General features: G+C 42.6%; 4 protein-coding genes. 3 read left to right on the forward strand and 1 reads right to left on the reverse strand.

From position 1 onward, the window contains the following. Window positions 1–386: 386 nt before the first annotated feature. Window positions 387–956: a Uma2 family endonuclease gene (locus tag RMO79_RS10665; RefSeq protein WP_310483130.1), complete on the forward strand. Its 570-nt coding sequence runs from the start codon at window positions 387–389 to the stop codon at window positions 954–956. A 26-nt stretch (window positions 957–982) separates the two neighbouring features. Here RMO79_RS10665 and RMO79_RS10670 read toward each other — a convergent pair whose 3' ends face one another. After that, window positions 983–1,498: a methylated-DNA--[protein]-cysteine S-methyltransferase gene (locus tag RMO79_RS10670; RefSeq protein ID WP_310483131.1), complete on the reverse strand. Its 516-nt coding sequence runs from the start codon at window positions 1,496–1,498 to the stop codon at window positions 983–985. 25 nt (window positions 1,499–1,523) lie between these two features. Between RMO79_RS10670 and RMO79_RS10675 the strand changes: the two genes are divergently transcribed. Both RMO79_RS10675 and RMO79_RS10680 read left to right on the forward strand, forming a co-directional pair. Then, window positions 1,524–2,012, forward strand: a complete 489-nt coding sequence (locus tag RMO79_RS10675; RefSeq protein WP_310483132.1) for a GNAT family N-acetyltransferase — start codon at window positions 1,524–1,526, stop codon at window positions 2,010–2,012. Window positions 2,013–2,048: 36 nt separating this feature from the next. Continuing rightward, a complete protein-coding gene (locus RMO79_RS10680) occupies window positions 2,049–2,258 on the forward strand; it encodes a glycogen debranching protein (RefSeq protein ID WP_310483133.1) in 210 nt (69 codons plus the stop codon). The last annotated feature ends 75 nt before the right edge of the window (window positions 2,259–2,333 follow it).

Consider the following 2,333-nt stretch of genomic DNA (forward strand, 5'->3'; position numbering starts at 1 on the left):
CTCGATCGCGCTTACGACAGTTCTAGTTTACCCCGTCATCCTAATTTAGCGGCTATTAACGACCTATCGATCGAGTTAATCGAAAAACAAGGATGGGAGGTTTAGTAAATTGATTTTCTTGACATATCCAGTAATTTAGCGCGGCATTTTTCGCTGGTGCATCTATGCGATCGACAAAAAGGCACACAGCGGAAAATAAATAGCACGATAACTACTCCCTTCCCGCTCTAAGGCTATAGATTGACTCTATTCTTTATTCTCTGCGCTCTTTGCGCCTCTGCGGTTCAAAAATAGATATCTTGATGAGTAACTGACTCGTGGTGAGATCTATATTCTTCTGGCGGGAAGGGAGTAAGTAGATCTAATAACTTTGAGGACTAAATTCAATGATTGCTGTAAAAGATAATTTTCTACGATTCACCCCCGAAGAATATTTTGTTTGGGAGGAACAACAATTAGAGCGACATGAGTTGATTGACGGTCAAGTTTATGCGATGAGTGGTGGGACTATCAATCGTGGTCGAATCAGTATTAAGATTACTGCGATGTTAGATAGTCATTTAGATGATAGTCCTTGTATAACTGGTAATTCTGATGTCAGGATTAACATTTTAGAAACTACAGATTATAGTTACCCAGATACTAGTGTGACTTGTGACGAACGAGATAAAACTAATATTCAATATATATCTTACCCATGCTTAATAGTTGAAGTTTTGTCAGATAGTACCGAGGCTTACGACCGCAGTGAAAAGTTTTATCGATATCGCCGTAATCCGGTTTTAAAAGAATATGTTCTGGTTAGTGCTAAGTCAATATCTGTTGACCTTTATCGGAAAAACGATCTAGGAGAATGGGTTATTACTCAATATCGTGCTGGTGATATTGTTGAACTCAGAAGTATCAATCTAAGTTTCCCGATCGAGCAAGTTTATCGTGGTATCGCTTTCGAGTAAACCAGCGCGGCAACTAAGCAGAGATATTAAACTCTCGAAGATCGAATCGGTACTCCTTCATGTTCGAGCAACCATTGTTTGCGCTCCAATCCACCTGCATAGCCAGTGAGTTTTGCTTTAGCTCCGATGACTCGATGACAAGGTATTACGATCGCGATCGGATTGAGTGAATTTGCCATCCCTACCGCTCTAGCTGCCGTGGGTTTGCCTAATTTTGTTGCCAGTTCTCCATAAGATACTGTAGTACCTACTGGGATCGTCTGTAAACCTTGCCAAACCAACTGCTGAAAGTCGCTACCGCCAGCCTTAACTGGAATATCTTTTAGACTTGTATAATCTCCCTCTAGATAAGCAGATATCTTACTGCTAAATCCTTGTGGATCGATAGTTGCGATCGGTTCGATGGAGTGATATCGCTGGTGTAATAGTTTCATCATCCGCGATTCGTAGTCAGCAAAATCTAGCGAGCACAAATGCTTGCCATCTGAGACGATACAGATCGTGCCGATTGGCGATTTAATGCGATCGATTAATAATTTCATAGATACCACCACCCACTAAATTATCATGCTAGTCATTCGTCCCGCTGTAGAAAAAGATGTCGATAAAATTTTTGAGCTGATTTTGGGATTAGCTGATTACGAGCAGCTTACAGATAAAGTGACTGGAAATACTGAGTTATTACGATCGCATTTATTTGGCGATCGACCTGTAGCTGAAGCAATTGTAGCGGAATTAGGTGACTCGACGATCGGCTTTGCGCTATTTTTCCCGACCTACTCTACCTTTCTCACCCAGCCGGGACTCCACCTCGAAGATGTGTTCGTGCTGCCCGAATATCGCCGTCAAGGGGTGGGAAAAGCGTTAATGACTGCGGTAGCCAAAATTGCGCGCGATCGCGGTTGTGGGCGGCTAGAATGGTCTGTATTGGACTGGAATCAAAATGCGATCGACTTTTATCAGCGGTTTGGGGCGACGGTATTGCCAGATTGGAAAACTTGCCGAATGAGTGCCGAGCAACTAGCCCAGATTGCGACTGCATCTGAAATTGATTAAAATTCGATCGATACGATATCGCAGGAATCGAAGCTAATGCTAACAATTTGGGTAAACGAACAATTAGATCCGGGTGGGTTGATGTATGCTTGCATTGCTTCTGGCAATGAAGAGTTAGCCAGGGATTGTCATGAATCTTTTCAGCAAAATCTTACCCCCGAACAAATCCAACTGGGTTGGATTGCCAGACTTCGCACGGTAGCATCTTGGGATGATGTGCCTGTTAATTCTCTGAATTTGGGTTAAATAGAATTAGACTGGCGCGTTCTGAGAATTGTAGATTTGAGATTTATACCCAGACAGCCAGGATCTATTCTGCGT

This window comes from Chamaesiphon sp. VAR_48_metabat_403 (genome assembly GCF_031422475.1).
Classification (GTDB): domain Bacteria; phylum Cyanobacteriota; class Cyanobacteriia; order Cyanobacteriales; family Chamaesiphonaceae; genus Chamaesiphon.

Coding starts and splice junctions, on each gene's coding strand:
- RMO79_RS10670 (WP_310483131.1), bottom strand. CDS start 1,498: ATGAAATTATTAATCGATCGCATTAAATCGCCAATCGGCACGATCTGT.
- RMO79_RS10680 (WP_310483133.1), top strand. CDS start 2,049: ATGCTAACAATTTGGGTAAACGAACAATTAGATCCGGGTGGGTTGATG.
- RMO79_RS10665 (WP_310483130.1), top strand. CDS start 387: ATGATTGCTGTAAAAGATAATTTTCTACGATTCACCCCCGAAGAATAT.
- RMO79_RS10675 (WP_310483132.1), top strand. CDS start 1,524: ATGCTAGTCATTCGTCCCGCTGTAGAAAAAGATGTCGATAAAATTTTT.